The sequence below is a fragment of the Escherichia sp. KTE159 genome (assembly GCF_000408805.1).
GTDB classification, from domain to species: domain Bacteria; phylum Pseudomonadota; class Gammaproteobacteria; order Enterobacterales; family Enterobacteriaceae; genus Escherichia; species Escherichia marmotae.
Genome location: NZ_KE137292.1, coordinates 376205 through 395777 on the forward strand (window position 1 = coordinate 376205; position 19573 = coordinate 395777).

At 51.4% G+C, this 19573-nt stretch carries 19 protein-coding genes, 1 tRNA gene and 1 pseudogene; 5 read left to right on the top strand and 16 right to left on the bottom strand.

Going from position 1 to position 19573, the window contains the following annotated elements; all coding sequences use genetic code 11:
- The first annotated feature begins 10 nt into the window (after positions 1-10).
- Both A31E_RS19575 and A31E_RS19570 read left to right on the top strand, forming a co-directional pair.
- Positions 11-826 carry an oxamate carbamoyltransferase subunit AllH family protein gene (locus tag A31E_RS19575; RefSeq protein WP_001515929.1) on the top strand — a complete coding sequence of 272 codons (816 nt, stop codon included), beginning with the start codon at positions 11-13 and terminating at the stop codon, positions 824-826.
- On the top strand, positions 823-1722 hold the full coding sequence (locus A31E_RS19570; protein ID WP_000855393.1) for a carbamate kinase: 900 nt from the start codon (positions 823-825) through the stop codon (positions 1720-1722). The genes A31E_RS19575 and A31E_RS19570 overlap by 4 nt, the downstream gene beginning before the upstream one ends.
- A 113-nt stretch (positions 1723-1835) precedes the next feature.
- Here A31E_RS19570 and purK read toward each other — a convergent pair whose 3' ends face one another.
- The 5 genes from purK to ppiB form a co-directional block, all read right to left on the bottom strand.
- Positions 1836-2903, bottom strand: a complete 1068-nt coding sequence (gene purK, locus A31E_RS19565) for a 5-(carboxyamino)imidazole ribonucleotide synthase (protein ID WP_016248437.1) — start codon at positions 2901-2903, stop codon at positions 1836-1838.
- Entirely contained in the window at positions 2900-3409 is a 510-nt protein-coding gene (purE, locus tag A31E_RS19560; RefSeq protein WP_001295318.1) for a 5-(carboxyamino)imidazole ribonucleotide mutase, read from the bottom strand. The genes purK and purE overlap by 4 nt, the downstream gene beginning before the upstream one ends.
- Before the next feature lie 95 nt (positions 3410-3504).
- A complete protein-coding gene (locus tag A31E_RS19555) occupies positions 3505-3834 on the bottom strand; it encodes a hypothetical protein (RefSeq protein WP_016248438.1) in 330 nt (109 codons plus the stop codon).
- Between the two features lie 111 nt (positions 3835-3945).
- Entirely contained in the window at positions 3946-4668 is a 723-nt protein-coding gene (lpxH, locus tag A31E_RS19550; RefSeq protein WP_000212261.1) for a UDP-2,3-diacylglucosamine diphosphatase, read from the bottom strand.
- Between the two features lie 2 nt (positions 4669-4670).
- A complete protein-coding gene (ppiB, locus tag A31E_RS19545) occupies positions 4671-5165 on the bottom strand; it encodes a peptidylprolyl isomerase B (RefSeq protein ID WP_000256002.1) in 495 nt (164 codons plus the stop codon).
- 173 nt (positions 5166-5338) lie between these two features.
- Here ppiB and cysS point away from each other — a divergent pair, with 173 nt between their 5' ends.
- Positions 5339-6724: a cysteine--tRNA ligase gene (gene cysS / locus A31E_RS19540; RefSeq protein WP_016248439.1), complete on the top strand. Its 1386-nt coding sequence runs from the start codon at positions 5339-5341 to the stop codon at positions 6722-6724.
- 41 nt (positions 6725-6765) lie between these two features.
- Here the strand turns inward: cysS and A31E_RS19535 are convergent, their stop codons facing one another.
- From A31E_RS19535 to A31E_RS26360, 4 genes are all read right to left on the bottom strand, one after another.
- Entirely contained in the window at positions 6766-7296 is a 531-nt protein-coding gene (locus A31E_RS19535) for a metal-dependent hydrolase (protein ID WP_016248440.1), read from the bottom strand.
- A gap of 108 nt (positions 7297-7404) precedes the next feature.
- Complete coding sequence (gene ybcJ, locus A31E_RS19530) at positions 7405-7617, bottom strand: ribosome-associated protein YbcJ (protein WP_000190288.1); 213 nt, start codon at positions 7615-7617, stop codon at positions 7405-7407.
- A 1-nt stretch (position 7618) separates the two neighbouring features.
- Complete coding sequence (folD, locus tag A31E_RS19525; protein WP_000729173.1) at positions 7619-8485, bottom strand: bifunctional methylenetetrahydrofolate dehydrogenase/methenyltetrahydrofolate cyclohydrolase FolD; 867 nt, start codon at positions 8483-8485, stop codon at positions 7619-7621.
- A 52-nt stretch (positions 8486-8537) separates the two neighbouring features.
- Complete coding sequence (locus tag A31E_RS26360) at positions 8538-8660, bottom strand: hypothetical protein (protein ID WP_256734171.1); 123 nt, start codon at positions 8658-8660, stop codon at positions 8538-8540.
- Positions 8661-8755: 95 nt separating this feature from the next.
- Between A31E_RS26360 and A31E_RS19520 the strand changes: the two genes are divergently transcribed.
- Positions 8756-8832: transfer RNA gene (locus A31E_RS19520), tRNA-Arg, on the top strand.
- 15 nt (positions 8833-8847) lie between these two features.
- On the opposite strand, the pseudogene A31E_RS0122185 reads toward A31E_RS19520, so the two are convergent.
- Positions 8848-9017: pseudogene (locus tag A31E_RS0122185) on the bottom strand (integrase); the annotation flags it as partial.
- Between the two features lie 93 nt (positions 9018-9110).
- Here A31E_RS0122185 and emrE point away from each other — a divergent pair.
- Positions 9111-9443 carry a multidrug efflux SMR transporter EmrE gene (gene emrE, locus A31E_RS19515; RefSeq protein ID WP_001070455.1) on the top strand — a complete coding sequence of 111 codons (333 nt, stop codon included), beginning with the start codon at positions 9111-9113 and terminating at the stop codon, positions 9441-9443.
- A 353-nt stretch (positions 9444-9796) separates the two neighbouring features.
- Here the strand turns inward: emrE and A31E_RS19510 are convergent, their stop codons facing one another.
- From A31E_RS19510 to cusR, 6 genes are all read right to left on the bottom strand, one after another.
- Positions 9797-10474 (bottom strand): hypothetical protein, encoded by a 678-nt coding sequence (locus A31E_RS19510; RefSeq protein ID WP_016248441.1) that lies wholly within the window; start codon positions 10472-10474, stop codon positions 9797-9799.
- A 658-nt stretch (positions 10475-11132) separates the two neighbouring features.
- The gene (locus tag A31E_RS19505) at positions 11133-12023 is read right to left on the bottom strand and encodes a DUF4434 family protein (RefSeq protein WP_016248442.1); all 891 of its coding nucleotides are present in this window, start codon (positions 12021-12023) and stop codon (positions 11133-11135) included.
- On the bottom strand, positions 12024-14996 hold the full coding sequence (gene nfrA / locus A31E_RS19500) for a bacteriophage adsorption protein NfrA (RefSeq protein ID WP_016248443.1): 2973 nt from the start codon (positions 14994-14996) through the stop codon (positions 12024-12026).
- Positions 14983-17220 carry a cyclic di-3',5'-guanylate-activated glycosyltransferase NfrB gene (nrfB, locus tag A31E_RS19495; RefSeq protein ID WP_016248444.1) on the bottom strand — a complete coding sequence of 746 codons (2238 nt, stop codon included), beginning with the start codon at positions 17218-17220 and terminating at the stop codon, positions 14983-14985. The genes nfrA and nrfB overlap by 14 nt, the downstream gene beginning before the upstream one ends.
- Before the next feature lie 149 nt (positions 17221-17369).
- Entirely contained in the window at positions 17370-18812 is a 1443-nt protein-coding gene (gene cusS / locus A31E_RS19490; RefSeq protein WP_001284605.1) for a Cu(+)/Ag(+) sensor histidine kinase CusS, read from the bottom strand.
- Positions 18802-19485: a copper response regulator transcription factor CusR gene (gene cusR / locus A31E_RS19485; RefSeq protein ID WP_000770938.1), complete on the bottom strand. Its 684-nt coding sequence runs from the start codon at positions 19483-19485 to the stop codon at positions 18802-18804. The genes cusS and cusR overlap by 11 nt, the downstream gene beginning before the upstream one ends.
- Between the last annotated feature and the right edge of the window lie 88 nt (positions 19486-19573).

A 19573-nucleotide genomic window follows, 5' to 3' on the forward strand; every position in this document is an offset into this window, starting at 1 on the left:
GGAACGCGCGATGACGATCATCCATCCTCTGCTTGCCAGTCGTAGCGCACCAGACTATCGCCAGTCCTGGCGGTTAGCGGGCGTCTGGCGGCGGGCGATTAATCTGCTGACGGAAAGCGGCGAACTGTTAACGCTGCATCGTCAGGGAAGTGGTTTCGGCCCCGGAGGATGGGTGCTTCGCCGCGCGCAATTCGATGCGTTATGCGGTGGATTACGTGGCAATGAACGACCGCAAGTTGTGGCTCAAGGGATTTGCCTCGGGCGTTTTACGGTTAAACAGCCACAGCGTTATTGTTTGCTACGTATTACGCCGCCTGCGCATCCTCAACCGCTTGCCGCTGCATGGATGCAACGCGCGGAGGAAACCGGGCTTTTTGGGCCACTGGTGTTGGCGCTAAGCGATCCGCTACCCGCTGAATTGCGCCAGTTTCGTCACTGTTTTCAGACCGCACTCAATGGCGTTAAGACCGACTGGCGGCACTGGCTGGGCAAAGGTCCGGGATTAACGCCAAGTCATGATGACACGCTGAGCGGAATGCTGCTGGCGGCCTGGTATTATGGCGCTTTAGATGCGCGCTCCGGTCGCCCGTTTTTTGCCTGTTCCGACAATCTTCAACGCGTTACCACGGCGGTGAGCGTTAGTTATTTGCGTTACGCCGCCCAAGGCTATTTCGCCTCGCCACTCCTGCACTTTGTTCATGCTCTGAGTTGCCCGAAACGTATCGAAGCAGCAATTGATTCGCTGTTGGCGCTGGGGCATACGTCAGGGGCAGATACGCTGCTGGGGTTCTGGCTTGGTCAACAATTATTACAAGGAACACCATGAAAACACTGGTTGTAGCTCTTGGGGGCAACGCCTTACTCCAGCGCGGTGAGGCGCTGACGGCAGAAAATCAATATCGCAATATTGCCAGTGCTGTACCCGCGCTGGCACGTCTGGCGCGTTCTTATCGGCTGGCGATTGTTCACGGCAACGGGCCGCAGGTGGGGCTGCTGGCGTTACAGAATCTGGCGTGGAAAGAGGTGGAACCGTATCCGCTGGATGTGCTGGTGGCGGAAAGCCAGGGGATGATTGGCTATATGCTGGCGCAGAGTTTGAGCGCACAGCCGCAGATGCCACCGGTGACGACGGTGCTGACGCGCATTGAAGTTTCACCTGATGATCCGGCATTTTCGCAGCCAGAGAAGTTTATCGGTCCGGTTTATCAGCCGGAAGAGCAAGAGTCGCTGGAAACGGCATATGGCTGGCAGATGAAACGCGACGGTAAATACTTGCGCCGGGTGGTGGCATCTCCACAACCGCGTAAAATTCTCGACAGCGAAGCCATTGAGTTGTTGCTCAAAGAGGGGCATGTGGTGATTTGTAGTGGCGGCGGCGGTGTTCCGGTGACGGATGACGGAGCTGGGAGTGAAGCGGTGATTGATAAAGATCTCGCCGCTGCGTTGCTCGCCAGGCAGATTAATGCCGATGGGCTGGTGATCCTCACCGATGCTGATGCGGTATATGAAAACTGGGGAACGCCACAGCAACGCGCCATTCGCCATGCCACACCGGATGAGTTAGCGCCATTTGCCAAAGCCGATGGTTCGATGGGGCCGAAGGTGACGGCGGTGAGTGGTTATGTCAGAAGCCGTGGTAAACCCGCGTGGATTGGTGCGTTATCGCGAATTGAAGAGACGCTGGCGGGCGAGGCGGGAACCTGTATTTCGTTGTCGTCGTAGGCATTTGTGCCTGATGCGATGCTTGGCGCATCTTATCAGGCCTACAATTGGTGCCGGATCGGTAGGCCGGATAAGGCGTTCACGCCGCATCCGGCAAGAATATGAGCACCAGGTTAACTGAACTTACTCTGCGCCCAAATCACGCCGCTGGCATACTCCGGCGGCAGCAGTGGGATTAATGCTTCCAGCGTCGCGGTCAGACGCGATGTGTCGCTGTCGGTCAAATTCAGATGCCCCACTTTACGACCTGGGCGTACTTCTTTGTCGTACCAGTGCAGATGCACCAGCGGCAGTTTCAGCCAGTCATAGTTCACATCGCTACCAATCAGGTTGATCATCACCGACGGGCTATTAACCACCGGTTGCGGTAACGGCAGAGCGGTAATCGCCCGCAGGTGCAGCTCAAACTGGCTGATGCTGGCACCGTTTTGCGTCCAGTGACCGCTGTTATGCACACGCGGAGCCAGTTCGTTGATCAACAGACCTTGCGGGGTGACAAAACACTCCATCGCCATCACACCGACATAACCCAGTTCCTGCATAATCGCTGACAGCATTTCTTCGGCCTGCGCCTGCTGCGGTGCATTGGCCTGCGGGAAAGCCACGCTGGTGCGTAAAATACCGTCCTGATGCAGGTTGTGCGTCAGCGGATAAAACACTGTGCTGCCATCAAAGCCGCGCGCGCCAACCAGTGACACTTCGCCAGAGAAGTTAATGCCCTGCTCGACAATACATTCGCCGTAGCATTCAGCCGGTAACTGTTCAGTTTCATCGGCGCGTAAACGCCATTGACCGCGACCGTCATAGCCACCAATACGACGCTTAACAATCGCCAGCTCACCTAAACGATCAAACACCGCAGGCCACTCGCTGCGATCGGCAAGTAACTGCCACGGCGCGGTCGGTAGGTGAAGTTTGTCGAAAAGCTGCTTCTGAGTCAGGCGATCGGCAATAATCGGGAATACATCGCGGTTCACAAAGGCCGGATGGCGCGCCAGCTCGCGAGTTAATGCAGTTTCTGGCCAGCGTTCGATCTCAGCGGTAATCACGCTTTGTTGAAAGGGCACCGCCGCCGGTTCAGCGTCCAGCCCGACCGGCCAGACAGCAATGCCTAACGGTTCGCCTGCCTGGCGCAACATACGGCCTAACTGCCCGTTACCGAGGACGCAAACCTGTTTCATGCCGCACCTCGCGGGTCCGGGTTTTCCAGTACTTCGTCGGTCTGGGCTTTGCGCCAGTCATTCAGACGCTGGTGCAGTTCTTTATCATGAGTAGCAAGAATTTGTGCTGCCAGTAACGCCGCGTTTGCCGCGCCCGCTTTACCAATCGCCAGCGTACCCACCGGAATGCCGCGCGGCATTTGCACGATGGAGTAGAGGCTATCGACACCGCTCAGTGCGGCGCTCTGTACTGGTACGCCCAGCACCGGCACCAGCGTTTTTGCGGCAATCATGCCTGGCAGGTGCGCTGCGCCGCCAGCGCCCGCAATAATCACCTGATAACCGTTCTCTTCGGCGCTTTCAGCGAAGCTGAACAGTTTATCAGGGGTGCGGTGAGCAGATACCACTTCTACGTGGTGCGGGACATTCAGGATTTCGAAGATTTCGGCGGCGAACTGCATGGTAGCCCAGTCGCTTTTGGACCCCATCACGATGGCGACACGCGCCGGATTATTGCGGGAAGACATGCGTCTTAAAACTCCTGTGGTGCACAACTCTCGGCTTTAGAGGGCACAGAGAATAGCACGGAAAGAGAGCAAGGAAAACGGTTGCGTAGGCGGGATTAACCGTTATTTGTTGAGTTTTTAATCTGATCTGCGTGTTGATTATGCGCTCTGGATGAACTGGCAAAGAATGCCCATATCAGCACAATGCTCCACGGAAAAAAGCAAATACCGACAATCAATACAAATCTTTCGACAAAACGTTGGTTATGGGGGCGGGTGAGTACTAAGTAAATGAGCCAGAAATAGACTATCCACGAAATGACCGCTGCAACTACCAGTGACAATACGCCAAAATAGAAGCCGACAAGGCCAAACCAGCTAATACACAGAGGCGCTCCTGCCGTAAGGGCGATGCCAGAAATCAAAAATCCGTTGCAGCGTCGCATAATAATATTCCCTGTTGTTATTTCACTCAGGGACTTATTACCTTGCTGACTCAGAAAAAGATATACAGGTTGCGGTAGTCTGGCGCTTTTTCAGAATCTGTTCATTCGCGGTCAGAAAGGAAAATGGATTAGCTCAACGTCATCTGCCGTGACTTTCACCATCGAACCTTCGGTATGCCAGGCTCCCAGCACGACGCGGAAAGCAGGTTGCGCATTGGCGATGAGTTCATGCACCGCCGGGCGATGCGTATGCCCGTGGATCAGCCATTGCACCTGATGCTTTTCCATCGCACTGACCACCGCGTTTTGGTTAACGTCCATGATCGCCAGCGATTTACTGCTGTTGGCTTCTTTACTGTTTGCGCGCATTCGCGCAGCAATACGTTTACGTAAAAACAGCGGCAGGGCGAGGAATAGCGTTTGCAACCAGGGCTTGTGGACTTTGGCGCGAAAAGCCTGATAACCGACGTCATCGGTGCACAGCGTGTCGCCATGCATAATCAGCACCCGACGACCATAAAGTTCGAGCACTTTTTCTTCTGGCAATAACGTCATACCGCTTTCACGGGCAAAGCGTTTGCCGAGCAGAAAATCACGGTTGCCATGAATGAAATAACAGGGAACGCCGGAGTCGGATACCGCTTTGATCGCCGCCGCCATCTGGCGATGAAACGGGCTGGGATCATCGTCGCCAATCCATGCTTCAAACAGATCGCCAAGAATATACAGCGCGTCGGCCTTGCGGGCTTCTCCCGCTAAAAAACGCAGAAAACCGGCGGTGATCGCCGGTTCTTCCACGCAGAGATGAAGATCTGCAATAAAGAGTGTCGCCACGATTACTCGCTAACGGTCACGCTTTCAATGATAACGTCTTCTTTTGGCACGTCCTGGTGCATACCGCTACGACCGGTTGCGACACCTTTGATTTTGTCGACTACGTCCATGCCTTCAACCACTTCGGCAAATACGCAGTAACCCCAACCTTGCAGGCTCTCGCCGGAGAAGTTCAGGAAGTCGTTATCAACCACGTTGATGAAGAACTGGGCAGTTGCAGAGTGCGGAGCCTGAGTACGAGCCATTGCCAGCGTACCACGGGTGTTTTTCAGACCGTTGTTGGCTTCGTTTTTGATTGGCTCTTTGGTGGCTTTTTGCTTCATGCCCGGTTCAAAACCGCCGCCCTGAATCATAAAGCCGTTGATAACACGGTGGAAAATGGTGTTGTTGTAAAAACCTTCGCGGCAGTAGTCCAGGAAGTTTTTAACTGTTTCAGGTGCTTTATCGTCAAAAGTTTTGATGACAATATCGCCGTGATTGGTGTGGAAAGTAACCATTTTTGCATCCTGTTCCGTTTGATTGGTGCTTCAACCCGGTTCGGGTCATATATAGGGTGGTGTTATAGCATAACCGCACGATCGGATCATCTCGCAATGTATGCTGATTCGCGCGGGAAATATGGGTATTATACGCAACTCAATTACCCACACATGTCTAAACGGAATCTTCGATGCTAAAAATCTTCAATACTCTGACACGCCAAAAAGAGGAATTTAAGCCTATTCACGCCGGGGAAGTCGGCATGTACGTGTGTGGAATCACCGTTTACGATCTCTGTCATATTGGTCATGGGCGTACTTTTGTCGCCTTTGACGTAGTTGCGCGTTACCTGCGTTTCCTCGGTTATAAGCTGAAGTATGTGCGCAACATTACCGATATCGACGACAAAATCATCAAACGCGCCAATGAAAACGGCGAAAGCTTTGTGGCACTGGTGGATCGCATGATCGCTGAAATGCACAAAGATTTCGATGCTTTGAATATCCTGCGCCCGGACATGGAGCCGCGTGCAACGCACCATATCGCAGAAATTATTGAACTCACTGAACAACTGATTGCTAAAGGTCACGCCTATGTGGCGGACAACGGCGACGTGATGTTCGACGTACCGACCGATCCAACTTACGGCGTGCTCTCGCGTCAGGATCTCGACCAGTTGCAGGCAGGCGCGCGCGTTGACGTGGTCGATGACAAACGCAACCCGATGGACTTCGTGCTGTGGAAGATGTCGAAAGAGGGCGAACCGAGCTGGCCTTCTCCGTGGGGCGCGGGGCGTCCTGGCTGGCACATTGAATGTTCGGCAATGAACTGCAAACAGTTGGGTAATCACTTTGATATCCACGGCGGCGGTTCTGATCTGATGTTCCCGCACCACGAGAACGAAATTGCCCAGTCCACCTGTGCGCACGATGGTCAATACGTCAACTACTGGATGCACTCCGGCATGGTGATGGTTGACCGCGAGAAGATGTCCAAATCGCTGGGTAACTTCTTCACCGTGCGCGATGTGCTGAAATACTACGACGCCGAAACCGTGCGTTACTTCCTGATGTCGGGTCACTATCGCAGCCAGTTGAACTACAGTGAAGAGAACCTGAAACAGGCGCGTGCGGCGCTGGAACGTCTCTACACTGCGCTGCGTGGCACAGACAAAACCGTTGCTCCTGCGGGTGGCGAAGCGTTTGAAGCGCGCTTTATCGAGGCGATGAATGACGACTTCAACACGCCGGAAGCCTATTCCGTGTTGTTTGATATGGCGCGTGAAGTGAACCGTCTGAAAGCAGAAGATATGGCAGCGGCGAACGCAATGGCGTCTCACCTGCGTAAACTCTCTGCCGTGCTGGGTCTGCTGGAGCAAGAACCGGAGGTGTTCCTGCAAAGCGGCGCACAGGCAGACGACAGCGAAGTGGCTGAGATTGAAGCGTTAATTCAACAGCGTCTGGATGCTCGTAAAGCCAAAGACTGGGCGGCAGCGGATGCGGCGCGTGATCGTCTTAACGAGATGGGGATCGTGCTGGAAGATGGTCCGCAAGGAACCACCTGGCGTCGTAAGTAACACCCTCACTCTTATCCTCTCCCGCAAGGGAGAGGATACGCTCAGCGCAATTTACGCCTGCTCCACCACAATATTCCCATCACTATTATTCCTGGTAGCCATACCCACATTAGCTCTGAAATAATCACCTGATGCCCATATGGCGTGGTGTAACGCGATAACGCAAACGGCGCGACTTTAATCACCTGCCAGGGGGCGAAAAATCGTTCCTCTGACCACGGCCACAACCAGCCAACACCTTTGCCGCCAGTGGTTACCGAATCCAGCAAGCTGTGTGATAGCAGCGATACGGTTAAAAATAGCCAGCAGCGAATCAGCCCCGTCCTGAACCATCGATGCCCAATAAGCACGCATAACAGCGGGACAACAAACGCAAATACCAGCGAATGAGTAAAACCGCGATGGCCAAAAACATTGCCGTAGGCAACGCCAAATTTAAACGACAATACGTCGGCGTTTGGCAGCATCGCCAGGATGATTCCGGCAAATAACAGACGCGGCGGGATGATTTTCGACCCCAACCCTAAACCAATACAAAGGGGGACGGCGGCGTGGGTAATAACGGTTGGCATGATGATTGCTTCGGCAAAATGTTGATGCTAACAGCATGAATGAAAGCAACGAAGAGGGCAAAGGTCTGAAAAGAGAATCGGCCTGCATACAGGCAGGCCGGAATGGGGTCAGGCAACAACCTGTACGCTGTGACCTGCAAAACTCACTGTCTGACCGGCGACGATTTTGCAACGTTTGCGCGTTTCAACTGCGCCGTCGACTTTCACCTGGCCTTCAGCAATCGCGATTTTCGCCTGCGCGCCGCTTTCGCTCCAGCCTTCCAGTTTCAGCAAGTCGCACAGCTCAACGTGCGGATGTTTACCTAAAGAAAATGTCGCCATGTTACTCACCCTGTGGATCATGATATTCAACGCACGCCTGTAGCGTGTTTTCAATCAGCGTGGCAACCGTCATTGGGCCAACGCCGCCGGGAACAGGCGTAATGTATGAGGCGCGCTTAGCCGCTTCTTCAAACACGACGTCGCCCACAACTTTGCCATTTTCCAGACGGTTGATACCGACATCAATCACAATTGCGCCTTCTTTGATCCAGTCACCGGGAATAAAGCCTGGCTTGCCGACGGCGACGATCAACAAATCGGCGTTTTCCACATGATGACGCAGATTTTTGGTGAAGCGGTGAGTCACGGTGGTGGTGCAACCTGCCAGTAGCAGTTCCATGCTCATCGGGCGACCGACGATATTCGATGCACCAATCACCACAGCATTAAGGCCAAAGGTATCAATGTTGTAACGCTCAAGCAGCGTGACGATACCGCGCGGGGTGCAAGGACGCAGGCGCGGCGCACGCTGGCACAGACGACCAACGTTATAAGGATGGAAACCGTCTACGTCTTTGTCCGGGTGAATACGTTCCAGTACTTTTACGTAGTCAATTCCCGCCGGAAGCGGCAACTGCACCAGAATACCATCGATGGTATTGTCGGCATTCAGCGCATCGATAAGCTCAAGCAGTTCTGCTTCGCTGGTGGTTTCAGGAAGGTCATAGGAGCGGGAGACGAACCCGACTTCTTCGCAAGCTTTGCGTTTGCTTGCGACATAAATTTGCGATGCAGGGTTGCTGCCGACCAGCACAACGGCCAGTCCTGGCGCCCGCAGTCCGGCCGCAACGCGTGCCTGAACTTTTTGAGCAACTTCAGAGCGCACCTGCTGCGCAATCGTTTTACCGTCAATAATCTTTGCTGCCATCAGAGAGAGGATTCCATCTGTTACGTAGGTCGAAGGGGATGCGTCTATTTTGTCAGAAGCGTAGCGCGCTGTCAGTTTTCGTTTTCTGAAAAGTAAAACCTTCTGTACCAGGCAGATTAACGCCGATAATGATAACCGCCGTTGGTTTGCCGTCGTAGTGAGATAAATCAGACACGACCGTACACTTGTTCAGCAACCAGTTCAAAAGCCATTGACTCAGCAAGGGTTGACCGTATAATTCACGCGATTACAGCACATCGTGGTATCAATGCGCCCTTAGCTCAGTTGGATAGAGCAACGACCTTCTAAGTCGTGGGCCGCAGGTTCGAATCCTGCAGGGCGCGCCATTACAATTCAACCAGTTACACCTTCTTTACCACCTTCATAATTTCAGAGTGGACGTATTTGGGGCATCATTACCAAAAATATCGTCTATTTTCCTCGCGTGCTCTGTCAAATGATTAGACGTAAGGTGAGCATATCTACGCACCATTTCTATGGATCCCCATCCGCCCATTCCCTGAAGCACTGATGAAGAGCATCAATGAATGCACCAGGGGGAACCAGTGAGTTAAGTTCGAACTGTAGTACAATTCTCTCCGGTATTAACAGGAATGAATATGCTATGAACCCTTATATTTATCTTGGTGGTGCAATACTTGCAGAGGTTATTGGTACAACCTTAATGAAGTTTTCAGAGGGTTTTACACGGTTATGGCCCTCTGTTGGTACAATTATTTGTTACTGTACATCATTCTGGTTATTAGCTCAGACGCTGGCTTATATTCCTACAGGGATTGCTTATGCTATCTGGTCAGGAGTCGGTATCGTCCTGATTAGTTTACTGTCCTGGGGATTTTTCGGCCAACGGCTGGATCTTCCAGCCATTATAGGCATGATGTTGATTTGTGCCGGAGTGTTGGTAATTAACTTATTGTCACGAAGCGCACCACATTAAAAATAGTTTCGTTCGAGTTTAATGAAATACGTCAGCTCGTATGTTTATACGGGCTGCTTTTTTATACTGCAGGTAAATGTTTTTTGGCAAGTGGAGCAGGGGATTGCCATATTTGTGTTTTGAATAGCAATAACAAAGTTGTAGGCAAGAAATACTGTCGGCATTTTGTGATTAAATGGTTTATAGCAATATAACAAGAAACTCTTAAGTCTGTTTGTTTTTTAAACTTCATCCACATCGTGGATAAATATGAGAACCACCCGCTGAACGGGTGGTTTTACGTAAGTTAAATTTTATAATTTCAGTGAATGTTTACGCTACAATAATACAAATGATAGTGGACAAAAACACAATCAGGCGATGGATTCACCGTAGGATGCAACTGCCTGAGCGGTGAAACCCACGCTCAATTCCTGTCTGACCCCATCATTTTTAAGCCAATAATAAATATTATCTTCTTTATTAAAAGCGTAAATTCTACAAATGCCCGCACATTCACTATTTGTTTTCCATCCACTATTAGCTACATCGCCCCATTCCTGGTAAAGTCCTGCGTTAACTTCTCGCTTAATAATATGCCCTGAATCATGATCATTATAATCGTAACTATCGATATCCTGCGCTTCGGGAAATTCTCCGTTCATTTTTTTAACCCACGGTAAAATATCTTTAACTGAATCATAAGCTTCAATGCTGTATTTGAAAAAACGCTTCACGGTAAAAATATAAATACCGGCAGATTTGTTCGTTGATTTATCAGTAGCGAAAATGGCAAAAATATTCCCGATGCACTTTTCGTCAACGTCAGGAAAAGTTACTGTGCCATCCTGACTGATCGCCAGAACATTATTGTCTGCATCAGTGCTACAGCTCCATTTTACCTTGCCATTATTAACCGGGTCATTATCAATGACCATCTTAAAGGTGGCACCTGGAAACAAGCAGTTAGGGAAATGGTAACCATTCGTCATATCATTTTTAATATCATAGATATGGTTGTCAACTAAAACGCCTGTAATTTTACTCATCATTGACTCTCTTTGTTTATTAAATAAAAGGTTTTATTCCTGTGTAAAGGAATATGCTGATATTAATGCGCTTGATGAATAATTGTTCTTATTTAAAAGTTATATAGCGGTATAAATATGATTATATAATCCCTCTGAGTAGTGGTTACGCCGCTTATTTGTGTTATGTACGGGAATATCTGGAAAGTGCCAAATCGTCGCAAGCGTAATCCTGAGCCGAAGCATTGCAAGATCTGATGGCAACTATCATGTGGTGACAAATGGTAAAGCGGGTAATGATGTTTATTGTGAATATAATGGTGTAACCGCTGATAAGAATATTTGACTGGAGGGCAGATAATTAAAAGATAACGTATGAAAGAATGAGCTTTGAAGTTTCATGACAAACAGCAGTTTAAAACCTTCCGGTTATCTATTGACCGGTAGGAGAATGAAGACCTCCAGAACAAACAGTTAGTCGATGAAATTAGTTTCACCTATATTCTTCCTTTAACGCCTCCTCTTTCGCAAATTACACTATCACTTTTTGATCGCGGTTTGGTTAAATAATTGAAAAACGTCAGACGCATAAAATGCGTTGAAAACTGAGAATTAATACAGACAGGATTCTGATCAGGCAAGTGAAAAGGAAGGGAGCAAGCAAAGTTGCTCCCTTAAACAATTAATACTCGAGGATGCCACGCGCGACGGGCAAATAGCGCAGAGAGAAATAGAGTGCGTCTTTGCCACAGGCGGAACGTTTTGCTAGTAGCGAGGCGATCTCCGCATTCGGTTTTGGTTTAGCTGCAAACGTTTTACCTTTGCCCGCGACAAACAACTCATAAACAATGCCGCTGGCGGGTGAGGCAGTTTGGCAATCTGCGCTGGCTTGCAGATAACGGTCACGCTGTTCGGCGGTGAGTTTATCAACGCCGCCGCCATCCTGTACCCAGACATTAACGCCTGTCGCTCTAACTTGTTCCAGCAGTTGCCGATAGCCATCGGGCGACATATTGCCAGCGAAAAAGCTACTGATATAAACCGGTTTTGCTGAAACATCGCTAATCAGTCGCTGCGTATTGTTTAACCATTTTAGTAAAGGTTGTCGGGCGGCTTCACTGCGCCAGTTCAGATCGTCAATTTCCGCACTGATGTACCAGCCATCCGGCGTTACGCCAGGCGTGGCACGCCATAATCTGGCTTGCTGGAGATCGGCGGCCAGCAGGCGATTAAGGTAGCTTTCCAGCGCTGCAGATGACTGCTTCTGATGCAGAAAAAATTCCGGATCGGCGTTCAGACCAACAATCAGCTTCAGACCAGCCTGTTGCGCTGCTGCGGCACGCTTAAACAATAACGCGCGCTGTTCTGGCTGGGTGAATGCATCGCCATAACGAGTCCATTGCAGAATCAGGGTGTCGAAGCCCTGGAGACGCAACTGACTCATCAGTCCCTGCCACTGGGCGTCGGTGACCTGACTGTCACGGTTTTGCGGTTGCCAGATAATACCTTTCATTGCAAAGGAAAAAGGGCTGACCAGGAGCAGTGTCAGCAATACGAAAATGAACTTACGCATTTACCAGTGCACTCCAATGGTGAGAAACGCGTTGTTGCGCTCCCCGCTACGTTGATTAATCACCTTAAAGGTATGCTGATATTCGACGCCGAGACTGACTTTGTGCGGCCAGGCATCGTAATGCGTCTCGCCGGTCCAGATATTCCAGCGCACGCCGACGCCACCAAGCTGTGCGCCCTGAGTGCCTTTATCACGATAGCCGTTATCCTGTATGTGAGCGTAAGGTTCGATTGTCTGCCCGTTCGCGACTTTCTGATGCCAGCTCACACGGTAATCAGCCGTCCACGCCTGAATATCCTGGCGGACATATTGCGCCGCATCGAGATACAGATTTTGGGCAAACCAGCCTGAACCGTTCGGGTGCCACTCATCGCTGTATTTACCGCCGTTAAAGAACGAGGCGCTGGCACGCAGCATGGTGTCGGAGGTGCCATTTTGCCCATTCAGTGGGAACTGCTGTTCAACGGCAAGGAAAAAGATCTGATCGCGCAGCGGCTTCCAGCGCAGGCCGGTGCCGGACATCGGATTTTTCACCGGCATCACCACACTGTTTTCTCCGGTATCGGCAAACACACGGCTGTAAACCGAAAGCAGGTCGCCTTCCAGCAGTATATTGCGCCCGATGCGGTATTCGGCTTCCAGTTGTCCGTAGCTACGATAGCTTTTACCTGGCGCAGCGCCACCGACGTTATTGCTAGCTGAACTCATCGCGCCGGAACGCAAGCCGATGGAGGAATCGAAACTGAACGTCCAGCGGCGACCAACGTCCTCATGCAGACGACGGAAATTGAAGCGTTGCTGATTTTGTTCCGGTGTCAGCGGTGTAATCAGCGCCTGGTTATCAATGTCATCAATCACCAGCCGGGCGTAGTGTTGCGTCGCAGGCATATCATCCAGACGCTGATTCACGTAAGCCAGTTGTCTGATGAGTGCCGGATCGTCCGGTAGCCCTTTATGCGCCTGTTCCAGCATCTCCCGCGACTGCGCGATATCGCCGCTATCCCACAAGGCGTAACCGAGCGCCGCCTGGGTATTGCTGTTATTCGGTTCCAGTTCCAGAGCGGCGCGCAAATCGCTCACTGCCGCTGAGACATTATGACGTTGCCGATAAATCGTCGCCCGCGCAACGTAAGCGTTAGCTGAAGGCGCAATGTTAATTGATCGAGTGAGATCGTTCAGTGCAAGTTCTGGCTGAGCAGGAATATAACGTTGTGCATGTAGCCACCAATACTGAGCATTGTTGCCCAGCCCGCGTTGTTCTGCCTGCTGAAGCCAGCGATCGCGAGCCGTGCCATTTCCAGCCGCCTGGGCGGTATTGGCGGCAGCGAGCAGATCTTCATTGCTCATGTCGTGAAGACTGATTTTCTGCCAGGCCGCCAGTGCGGTGGCGTAGTCTTCAACCTGATACGCCTGATAGGCCACCGCGCGATGTTGCCACGCGTTCGGTTGCCGTTTTTCTGCCTGAAGCCATGCATACAACGCCACACCAGGTAGCGTCTCCCGATAACACTTCGCCAGACGGTTCCAGGCGGCTGCATCGTAAGTCGGTGACATATCGCCCAGTAAACGGACGATTGCCGGGCAATTGTCAGCAATACCCGGCAACTGGCTTTGCCACTGGCGTTGCGCCGCCAGCGGCAACGGTTTCGATAAAATCGCCACTTTCGCTGGCGTTGCCAGGTAAGGATGACTTTCCAACAGAGACGCCAGCCGCGTCATTAACGTATGGCTGGCGCTTGCATCGCCCTGGAAAGGGTAGCGTTGCAGTAACAAATCGGCAGCTTCACGTGACTGTCCGTTCTGCATCAGTTGCCAGGTCAGTTGATCCAGGCGCGTAAGATTTGCTGGTTCTCGCTGATACAGCAACCGCGCCAGACGTAGTGCTTCAACTCTGTTGTGGGTTGCCACACTGACGGCATAACGCTCTTCAAGCATTTCATTGGCGGGGAGGGTGGCGAGCAGTTTTTGCGCCGCGTCGTACTGACCCTCTTTTAACAGCTCCGGAAGCGTTGCGCCAATAACGTACTGGCGGTTATCGGCAAACTGTACCGTGTAATTCGCCAACGCTTGCACCGGAGTGTCACTGTATTTTGATAACAGATAGAGCCAGCTTTTCTCTTGTAAGTCCGTAGTGAACAGAGGTTTGTTTTCAGCGAGATAACGCTGGAGGCGTGCTTTTTCGCCACGATAAGCCAGTGCGGTCGCGTAAGTAATATACGACTGTGGATCGGTGAAGATCCCCACTGATTGCAGCGCCAGGATCCGATCATCCAGATGCCCGGCAAGAAGCACGTCAAACCACTGACGGCGCTCTGCTGCGCTTAATGTATTCTGCTGGCGTGCTTCATTGTATAGCGTATCCGCCTGGGACCATTGTTTCAGGTAGATTGCGCGTTGCAGCAGAGCGGTTCGTAACGTTTTTCCTTCCGGCGATGCGGCAAACGTCGCATCGTTCAGTTGCGCTTTGGCAACAGATAACTGTGCCAGCCGCAGCGCATTCTGCCCAACTTCACTGCGGCAACGCAGAGTCGGCGCAGCATCGCACGCTTTTTGCTGGGCCAGCAGTTCCTCGACGGTATTCACTGTTTTGACTTCCACAGGAATTGCCGCAAGGCTACGTTGAAGCCGGGCATCGCCGGGAGTTCGTTTAAGCTGATCCTCAAGCAACAGCCGCGCGCGGTCATCATGACCAAAATGGCGATAGGCTTCTGCCAGATATAAAGTCAGCGGAATATTATCCGGCACCTGCTGATGAATATATTCAAATTCACGGATGGCGGTTGCTTCGTCGTTATTTTTCTGTGCTTTCAGCGCCTTATCGAGGCGGGGATAAATAACAAAATGGCGATAGTCGCTAAGCCCCAGCTCTTTGGCGCTGGTGCCAATATTGTCTGCGAGTGCGCCAGTACTCAATAAAGACGTCAGCAGTAAACCAGACCATCCGATGATGCGATTAAGGTTATTTTCCTTCATTTTCGGACTCCAGTTGCGCAACCTGTTCTGTGGTTAAACCTGCTTTGAGTAATAGAGATTGCATCGAAACTTGTAATTCGCGTTGAATTGTCAGTACGCGATCCAGCGTTTCCTGGCTGATGACACCTTCAGTAACCAAAAATTTGCCGAGCGGCAGAGAGCTGCGTTCATGACGCAGTAGCAGCACATTAATCGCTGAACGATTAATATGGCCGAGTGTGGTCAGTATTTCGGCAAACAGGAACTGATGCGGCACATATTGCTGCCAAATATCGCTGGCCTGTTGTTCCGTGAGCCACTGATGCTGAACCGCATTGTACAACATTGCCCGCGGATCGTGACCGCGGCGGCGTGCATACCAGTGGCGTAATCCGGTGACAATTTGCCCGCGCAGAACAATGACGTAGCGCACTTTACGTCCAACCTTGCGCGTCAGTGCCGCCAGTGACACCGGATCAATGCCGTCTTCACTACCGACAATTAACTCATCATTTTCCAGACGCAGCGGCAGCACCGCATAATGCAGTGCTACGGAAGCCGGCATTTCGGCAATCAGCGAGGAAGGGATCTGCCAGGCATCGATTGATTCCCATGCCACGCCGTTTTGCTCAGCCAGCGCCTGCGCCAGTTGCTCTGCGCTGATCAACCCTTGCATCAGCATCGAACCGCCGAGACGCAGACCTTCGACGCGATTACGCAGTGCTGTATCGAGTTGTTCTTCGGTGATGACCTGATTTTCCAGCAGAATTTGACCTAACGGGCGCAACGAACGGGTATCGCCAGTCACGCTGGGGAAATCGTGCGTCGTTTTATCCCACGCTACGCGACGCGGATCGCCATGTTGAAGCACCTGTTTCAACGCGCGCCAGTTAGCCATAAAGTTAATCAGGTTGCCCCAGAATAGCCGCAGGACGGATAGCAGGCCCTGCGTCAGGCCGTAGTAACCAGTGACAAAAATCACCCGTTGCACAATACGGTTAACCATCAAGCCAAAGTTTAGCCATAGCAGGGTCATTAACCATGCGCTGCCGCTGAAAATAGAAAGAAAATGCCAGGCATCAGGGCATAAACTTTCATACGCCAGTAACAGCAAAAGTTGGATCATCACCAGCATCGCGAGGAAACTAACAAAGTTGCTGATTGCCCCTTTGCGGTCACGCCAGAGAAAGTAGTTGAGTGTCAGGCTGGAAGTCCATTTATGGGTTTTAAATCCCTGGAAAACAATGCCGATGATCCAGCGAGACTTTTGACGCACTGCGGTGGAAAAGGTATCGGGGAAATATTCGCGCACGCAGATCATGTTTGACGTCCGCGCGTGCTGTAAAAATTTACGCTGCTCGCGTTCTTTAGCTTCGTCCACCACCGGAAAACGGACAAAAATCTCCGTCATTCCTTTCTCTTTCAGGCGGAAACCAATGTCGTAATCTTCGGTGAGACTTTGCACGTCAAAAGCAATGCCGTCACCGTCAGCCAACAGCGCGGTCACGGCGCGGCGGCTGAAACAGGTGCCAACACCTGCGCTGGGCACCTGTCCGGCGAGGGCTTCACGCACCGGAACATCTTTGCCATGCAGTTCGGAAAACTCATCGATATAGGTCATGCTGGTGAAGTGCGTCCATTCGCGTTCGAACGGATACACCGGGATCTGAATCAGATCCTTACGCTCGACAAGGTAGTTGAACAGACGCAGTTCCATTGGCGAAATCACATCTTCGGCGTCATGCAGAATAAAACCCGCAAAGGCGAAATTGGCGCTTCGCTCAAACTGGGTGATGGCGTCCAGCACATTGTTCAGACAATCTGCTTTGCTGGTGGGGCCAGGACGTGCGCAGACCACCTTATGCACGTTCGGGAAGCGAGCACACACTTCGTCAACATCACGCTGAGTATCGGGGTCGTTCGGGTAAGTGCCGACAAAGATATGATAGTTTTCATAGTCGAGCGTGGTTGCCGCCAGCTCGGCCATATTGCCGATGACGCCAGTTTCATTCCACGCCGGAACCATAATCGCTAACGGTTTTTCATCTGGTTTGTACAGTTCGCGGTAACTCATTCGTGGGTAGCGCCGATAAACACTCAACTTGCGCTTAATGCGACGAACCCAGTAGACGACATCAATGAAAAAATCGTCCAGTCCGCTGATGAACATTATGACCGCTAACGTTATCGCGATTACTTTTAAGCCATAAAGCCAGGTAGCAAAAACATCAAGAAGCCAGTCCACGCCAAAACCTTACATTAACGCTGCTTATGTTTAGGGTGGCGTATATTAAGGTTTTTTATGAATTGTGACAGCTTTTTACCATTAATAGGTATGACTATTGCGGCACGTTATTTTTACACTGGTGATAAAAGTTGCTGTTTGCTGAATGATTAAGCGGGTAATGAGATCACAAACCTTGTCCCACGCGCATCTGACGTTACCGCAACCGTGCCTTTATGCGCGACAACAATCGATTTCACAATCGCCAGGCCAATGCCGCTACCTTCACCTTTTCGTTGGCGGGAGGGGTCAACGCGGTAGAAGCGGTCGAACAATCGCGGTAAGTGTTCGGGCGGAATGGGCGTACCGGGGTTTTCGACGGTAACCTGTACCTGGCGATCGGTAGTCTGGCAACGCACTACAATTGCCTCTCCGGGCGGCGTATAACGCAGGGCGTTAGAAAGCAGGTTGCTTAACGCCCGACGCAACATCAGCGGATCGCCCGCGACCTGACACTTGTCGCCAACAAATCGCAGTTCCACGCCGCGATCTTCCGCTAACGCCTCGAAAAAATCGAAAACTTTGCTGACTTCATCTGCCAGATTGAGCATTTTCTTTTCCGGGATTAGCTGGTTGTTATCGGCCTGGGCGAGAAACAGCATATCGCTGACCATTTTCGCCATTCGCGTCAACTCTTCCAGATTAGAGTAGAGCACATCTTCCAGTTCCTTCTGGCTGCGCGACTGACTCAGGGCAATTTCCGTTTGCGTCACCAGATTCGTAATTGGCGTGCGAATTTCGTGGGCGATATCTGCCGAGAAGTTGGACTGGCGGGTAAAGACATCTTCAATACGTTCAATCATATGATTAAACGACAGCACCAGTTGCTCCAGCTCAATCGGCACGGTCTGCGGGTCCAGGCGAACGTCGAGATCTTTCGAAGTGATATTCTGGATCTGGCGGCTGACGCTGCGGATCGGCGCGTGACCTTTATGTACCGCCAGCAGCACGATAAAGACGATCAGGATGCTGATGATCGATGCAGTCATTACAAGTTTATTCATCAAATCATTTATGTAATGAAGATGAAAATCGATCGACAGCGCAATGTAGAGCGTATAAGCCGGTTTGCCGTCCACCAGCGGGCCAACCGACAAGTTAATCATCCGCCAGTTGCTGTGTTCCCTATGCCCGTGACCGTGGCCCGGCATCATAATCGTCGGGCCGGAGAGGAGATACACCTCACCACCACGTGCGTCTTTATCGGGTATGGCATCGCGTGCAAACTCGCGGATATCCGGCGCGCCTGGGGAGTGATATACCGTTTTACCGTGGCTATCTGCCAGGGAAATCAAGACGTTGGAATAACCACTGACGATATCTTCCAGCGTCATTAAGCGTCGGGCTTGTGTCTCGTCAGGGTGATTAAGTACCCGTTCAAGGGTGGTGCTAATCTCTTTTAAATCATTAATATCCTGCTCAGCAAAATGGACTTTTACCGAGTGGATCATGATCCATGCAAAGGCGAAAAATGCCGCGATGGTGGCAAGGCTGATAAAAAAGGTCAGGCGGGTTGCCAGCGAAAACGGGCGCTGAAATGGCTTATTGGCCATCCGGCACCTCAAGCATGTAACCCACGCCACGCACGGTTTGAATCAGCTTTGGCTCAAAATCATTGTCGATTTTGCCGCGCAGTCGCTTCACCGCCACATCAATGGCGTTGGTGTCGCTGTCAAAATTCATGTCCCATACCTGTGAAGCGATAAGCGAGCGGGGCAGTACTTCGCCCTGATGACGGAGGAAAAACTCCAGCAGGGTAAATTCTTTACTGGTCAAAGTGATACGCGTGCCGCTACGGGTGACTTTGCGGCTGACAAGATCGACCATCAGGTCGGCAACCTGAAACTGGCTTTCGATAATCACCGCCGCTCCGCGCCGCAGTAAGGTGCGCACCCGCGCCAGTAGTTCAGCAAAAGCGAATGGCTTCACCAGATAATCATCCGCTCCCAGCTCCAGCCCCTTGACGCGATGTTCAATCGTACCCAGCGCGCTGAGCAGCAGAATCGGCATCCCTTTGTTGGCAGAACGCAACATGCGCACGATATCCCAGCCGTTCACGTCTGGCAGCATAATATCGAGGATTATCAGGTCGTAATCTCCAGTCATCGCCAGATGGTAGCCGTTAAGTCCGTTATCGGCCAAATCGACCACAAAACCGGCTTCGGTTAACCCTTTGGTCAGATATTCGCCGGTTTTCTTTTCATCTTCGACAATCAACAGTTTCATGTTTCCTCCGCATACTGCCCGGCCAATTCTAGAGGAGCGCGATCAGATGGCAATCGCTTATTGGCAAAATGACAATTTTGTCATTTTC